6 protein-coding genes and 1 pseudogene are annotated in these 5,262 nt (G+C 37.9%); all 7 read left to right on the top strand.

The window, feature by feature from the left end:
• A partial coding sequence (locus H5182_RS21775) for an HNH endonuclease (protein ID WP_182760630.1) occupies positions 1–1,791 on the top strand: 1,791 nt, incomplete at its 5' end.
• A gap of 2 nt (positions 1,792–1,793) precedes the next feature.
• The gene (locus H5182_RS21770; RefSeq protein WP_145242511.1) at positions 1,794–2,267 is read left to right on the top strand and encodes an SMI1/KNR4 family protein; all 474 of its coding nucleotides are present in this window, start codon (positions 1,794–1,796) and stop codon (positions 2,265–2,267) included.
• 99 nt (positions 2,268–2,366) lie between these two features.
• Positions 2,367–2,699 carry an immunity protein YezG family protein gene (locus tag H5182_RS21765; protein ID WP_182730839.1) on the top strand — a complete coding sequence of 111 codons (333 nt, stop codon included), beginning with the start codon at positions 2,367–2,369 and terminating at the stop codon, positions 2,697–2,699.
• Between the two features lie 33 nt (positions 2,700–2,732).
• A complete protein-coding gene (locus tag H5182_RS21760; protein WP_182760629.1) occupies positions 2,733–3,077 on the top strand; it encodes an immunity protein YezG family protein in 345 nt (114 codons plus the stop codon).
• Positions 3,078–3,460: 383 nt separating this feature from the next.
• Positions 3,461–4,114, top strand: coding sequence for a hypothetical protein (locus tag H5182_RS22450; RefSeq protein WP_259398161.1), 654 nt, complete (start codon positions 3,461–3,463; stop codon positions 4,112–4,114).
• A gap of 14 nt (positions 4,115–4,128) precedes the next feature.
• Positions 4,129–4,734, top strand: coding sequence for a hypothetical protein (locus H5182_RS21750; RefSeq protein ID WP_182760628.1), 606 nt, complete (start codon positions 4,129–4,131; stop codon positions 4,732–4,734).
• Between the two features lie 12 nt (positions 4,735–4,746).
• Positions 4,747–5,109 (top strand): annotated as a pseudogene (locus H5182_RS21745) (DUF4303 domain-containing protein); the annotation flags it as partial.
• Positions 5,110–5,262: the final 153 nt, after the last annotated feature.

The following is a 5,262-nucleotide window of genomic DNA, read 5'->3' as shown; positions in this document are numbered from 1 at the left end:
AAGTCAATTAACATCACAGGCTCTGGGCAAGGCGATTTAATCATTCATAACGCCGGCGGCGAAATTAAACTCGATAGCCAAGGCAACGCCACCATCATCGCTACCAATATACTCACCCTCGACAGTAACATAGTGACCTTTGATGGACCAGTTGATTACGATATAGAAAGCCCGCAAACAGCCAGTAGCCCAAGTGCCTCAAGTCCTGCGAGTATTAGCCGTATTAATGATGTAACCATAAATGATGCAGGCGTTGCTGCAACTACCGCCAGTGTGGTCGATTTAGAATACGTTTACCAAGACGGCAGCCCGGTAAAAAATGCGCCCTACACCATTACCTTTGATGATGGAACGCAAGCGACCGGGCAACTAGATGACAGTGGACAAGCACAACTCAGCAATATTCCCAGCGGTCAGTTCAGTGTTAAATACGGCGAAGACAGTCGCGATTTTCAGCCTGAAGATAACACCACACCAAACCCGTTGTATGGGCAAATAACCACCGCCGATGCTGTGCACATGATCAATAGCGGTAACACTGCAAAACTGGAAGAGGCTGGCAATTTAGCCAACCAAGCAGGCGATTGGTTATGGGGCACACTGCAAGGTGACTTTAATAGAAACCCGAGTACATCACAAATCGTTGTGGGTACAATTATCTCGATGATACCGGTGGTTGACCAAATCATGGATATTCGTGATATTTGTGCAAATACCGTGTTACTCACCGATGATGACAAAGCCAATGACAGCGACGGTTGGATAGCCTTTACCCTAACCGCCATTGGTTTGGTTCCATTATTAGGCTCTGCTGTAAAAGGCGTGGGTAAAGTTGTAATTAAAAATAGTGGTGAGTCAATGGAAGCCGCTATTGCAGTGCTACGCAAGATAGGCAAAGGCGACCCAGTAAAATACTTACGGGAGATAAAATGGCAAGACTTAGGCAAACAAGCCGCCAGTGAAGTCAAAGCAATTATTAAAAGCTTTAGAGATACTCTTAATGACATTTCAACCAGCTGGAAATACGACCTCCTACTGCCAGACTCGGCCATTGACGGCATGCAAGCCATGGTCAAACGACTTGATGAAGTCACCCCAAAAATAGACCAAGGCGTTAAAAACGCCGCAAACGAAATTGGCAATCGCGTAAACAAAGCCCTCGATGAATTTGAGCCACCGGCAAGCACGGGTGTAGTGGGCAAACCGAAGAAGACGGTAGCCAATGAGCTTGAGCCGCCGAAAGGGAATGATTTAAAGGGGGCTAAAACGGTTAACAGAAACACCGCTATTGACCCTAATAGTTTGGATAAAATAAATGATCTTGCCAGAAAACCTAAATTAACTCCAGATGGGAAAGTTATCCCTATTGGTGGACAACCCTCTGATGCAATTACAATTAGAAATAAGAATAACCTGGATGAAAATGGGTACTTACATCGAAAAGGCAAGAAATTACAGTATGATTCGAATGGTTTCCCCATATTTGACAGTAAATTTGATACCCACATACCTGATCGTCATATAACTTCGGGTAAAGCTACTGAACATTTTAAAGCAGCAAATAAAAATCTTGCTATGCAATTAGAAAGAAACCCAAGTTTAGCCAAGACGCTAGGATTAAGTAATGAACAAGTAGTACATATTATGAAAAAACCACCATCGAAAGATCCAGCAAAGGGTTTAACATGGCATCATCATCAAGATACTGGCAGAATGCAGCTTATTGATAGAACAACACATGACACTTTTAGGCATACTGGTGGTATGTCTATTTGGGGAGGAGGGTATTAATTATGTTAAAATGTGAACCGTATTTGTGGGAAGAAAATAAGCCAACTTACAATCCCGATTACTTAAAGGAACTTGAATGCGAACTTCAGATTAAATTCCCGTCAGAGTTTTTAAACTTCATAGAATTACACTTTGGAGATAAGCCATTTTATTCATCTTTTAAAGTAGGGAAAGGGCAAAGCTCAATCGCACACTTCCTTCATTGCCAAGAGTTAATAGATGATAATTTTGACATTTATAGCATCTCCGAACAAAAAGAAGAAATAGATGAATTTTTATCGAATAAAATAGTGCCTATCGCTATAACTTTTGATTCAAATTTAATCGCTTTTGATTTTCGTCATAAACTGACTGAGCCCGAAGTTATATTTATTATCTCTTCACAACTCGAAGATGGTGATAAAGCAATAAGAAATATTAGCGTAAATTTCCATGAGTTTTTAGCTATCCTAGAAGAAAATGACGACGAATTATGACCTAACAAAGCTAAAGCTAGCTAATGATGCTTTCTTGGATTCAATAATTAAAACAACTCCATCAAAGTAATTTTTTATTGCTATAGGGGGTTAATTATAATGAATAATGTTGATAATATTTACGAGAATATTGCAGAATATCTAGTACAGCAAATCACTGCTGATTGGAAAGAGTGCAAGGTTGAGGTTGAGTTTTTTGGTGATGCTGCTGAGTTTGATGCAACATATACAAATTTTGAGGATAAAAGCTTTGATTTAGAATCAGGGTATTACTTATTTAAAGAGTTCCAAAGTCTCTCTACGATAATGTCAGATAACCCAGAAATTAAATGGAATAAGGCTACCTTTACACTTGAGCCATCAGGCGACTTCAATATTGATTTTGAATGGGATCAAGAGCTGGCTGATGAAATTGAAAGTTATGATCACTAATAGATTCAATTTATCTATGGCTAAGGACAGCACATGCAACCAGACATAAAAAACATCTCGCATCACCTAGGTCAGTACCTTTATCAGCAAATAAAAGAGCCGTGGCTTGAAGCACAACTTATTTTAAATTGTGAAGATAAAGGTTTACTTGAATGCCAAGCTCACTTTAAAAAAGCCGATGACTCTAGCGAACAGCCGATTACCGTGACAGACGAGATAGTCGATTTATTCAACACCCTTTTTGAGAATGCCACTAAACACCAACCAGAAAACTGGACGCGCGCCATTTTTACTATTACACGGCAAGGTCAGTTCAACCTGAACTTTGAGCGTGATAATAATGATGATGACGTTATCACTGCACAGCAAACTTATTAAACAATATTGATTTACCCGCTCTTTAACAACATGGATGTTGTTAGGCTAGGCGCTAGAATCTTTTAAGATTAGCGCCCTAGCCTTTCATTAGCTTTTACTCCATAAACGCTTTAATACTCTGCTGTAAAAGGCGTGGGTAAAGTCGTGATTAAAAACAGCGGTGAGTCCATGGAAGCCGCTATTGCAGTATTCCGGCTCTTTACCCAACGAAAGTAGCCAAAGGCGACCCAGTAAAATACTTACGCGAAATAAACTGGCAAGACTTAGGCAAACAAGCCGCCAGTGAAGTCAAAGCAGTTATTAAAAGCTTTAGAGATACTCTTAATGACATTTCAACCAGCTGGAAATACGACCTCCTACTGCCAGACTCGGCCATTGACGGCATGCAAGCTATGGTCAAACAGCTTGATGAAGTCACCCCCCAAATTGACCAAGGGGTAAGAAACGCAGCGCAAGAAATTGGCAATCGCGTAAATAAAGCCCTCGATGAGTTTGAGCCACCGGCAAGCACGGGTGTAGTGGGCAAACCGAAGAAGACGGTAGCCAATGAATTAAAGCCGCCGAAAGGGAATGATTTAAAGGGGGCTAAGGTAGCCAATAGATCCATTGATGAATTATTAGTAAATGGTAAAGTTCCTTCTATAAGAAATAATAAATTTAATGAATGGTATAATAATTTGTCTTTAGAGGAAATGCGGTTACTTTGGGATGATAAAAGTATTCGCGAGAGTATTGAGTCTCGGATTAGAAAGCCCGGTGGCTACCACGAATGGTATATGGTCGCTAGAACACCAAAATTTAAAGAATGGGGCCTCCCTATGGAAGAAATAAAGCGGGTTAGAACAAAAATATCTGAGTTGAAATGGAAAGTACCTAACAGTAGCACCCTAGGTATGCATGGAAAAAAAGGGTCTGGAACCTTTCACAAAGAATTACTAGAAATAATTGACAATAGTCAATCTCTAGATCAATTTCATACACAGTTAGAAACTTTAATTACTAGATGGAAAATAGATCCTTCAGTATTACCTAAATAAAATAGTGAGAACTTATGGATAATTTAATTAAAGATTGGAAATGCTTTTGTCAAGGTACACAAGAATTTGATAAGTCCCATTTCACTTATATATTTCATGAGGAAGGAATAATTAATAACGTTAATCAGATAACACAATTTCTTCCTGAACAAGAGAAGCTAACTCAAGTAATAGAGAACGTTTTATCAATTAAAGACGTCAAAGGAAGAGCCAATATTAGCGATGAAGCAATCGTATCTCATGCCAAAGACTTTATATTAGAACAAGTTAATTTATTAGAAAATCTGGATGATGAACTCCGAAGTGCAACAGATAATTTTGAAATTAAATTTGTAACGCCTACTGAGTTCGAGTCTCACATAGATGACGATATTCCACATTATTGGCTTTTTGATGAGTTTGGAGATTTAATTAGAGACTCAAAAAGAAATGATAATGAAGTAACATTTGCGTTTTTTGAAGCCTTGTATGGAATTGACAATGACTATTATTTAAGTTGGTACATTGCTGCACCTTTACTTGAAATTAAAATAAATTTAAGTAGCTATTATGAACTGTGGAAAAACAACTGCCAGATTTTATTGTTAAAAGATAAATTGTTAATATTAAAGAATACATAAAGTATTAGAACAATGGGCAACAATATCGAAAGGCAGAACAATATGGATCTTGAACAAGAAAAAAATCAACTTGTCGAAGATCTAAGTGATATTTATAAAGCGCTCTTGAACAAGTTGATTCACAAGTATAAAGATATAAATTCAATAGCTATTCATTGTGATTCAGGCTTTAGTGCATTTGGCTTTTCTTGGAACTCTAATGATTATTTGGAAAAGAAAAAAGAAAAATTTCCTGAAAGCGATTGGCTAATAATCAAATACTCTGTATCTGAGTGGAATAATATTTTTTACGAATATGAGGCATTTAACGACATCAATGAAAAAATAGAAGAAATATTTGATGAGCTATATGATGAAGATCTAACTGATGAGCAGATAACCCAATTTTTTAGCGAAATAGCACTTTGTAGTGGTCAACTAATTTTGGCCACAGTTTTAGAATCTTGGTATCTAACCTCAGATTCATTTGGTGCTAAACCTGCATTATAATGATGTGGTCTAACATTGTTGTAATATCCGTTGATATAA

Source organism: Pseudoalteromonas sp. SG44-17 (genome assembly GCF_014164235.1).
GTDB classification, from domain to species: domain Bacteria; phylum Pseudomonadota; class Gammaproteobacteria; order Enterobacterales; family Alteromonadaceae; genus Pseudoalteromonas; species Pseudoalteromonas rhizosphaerae.
This window is presented reverse-complemented; position numbering and strand designations above follow the sequence as displayed.

Coding starts and splice junctions, on each gene's coding strand:
- H5182_RS22450 (WP_259398161.1), top strand. CDS start 3,461: ATGCAAGCTATGGTCAAACAGCTTGATGAAGTCACCCCCCAAATTGAC.
- H5182_RS21750 (WP_182760628.1), top strand. CDS start 4,129: ATGGATAATTTAATTAAAGATTGGAAATGCTTTTGTCAAGGTACACAA.
- H5182_RS21765 (WP_182730839.1), top strand. CDS start 2,367: ATGAATAATGTTGATAATATTTACGAGAATATTGCAGAATATCTAGTA.
- H5182_RS21770 (WP_145242511.1), top strand. CDS start 1,794: ATGTTAAAATGTGAACCGTATTTGTGGGAAGAAAATAAGCCAACTTAC.
- H5182_RS21760 (WP_182760629.1), top strand. CDS start 2,733: ATGCAACCAGACATAAAAAACATCTCGCATCACCTAGGTCAGTACCTT.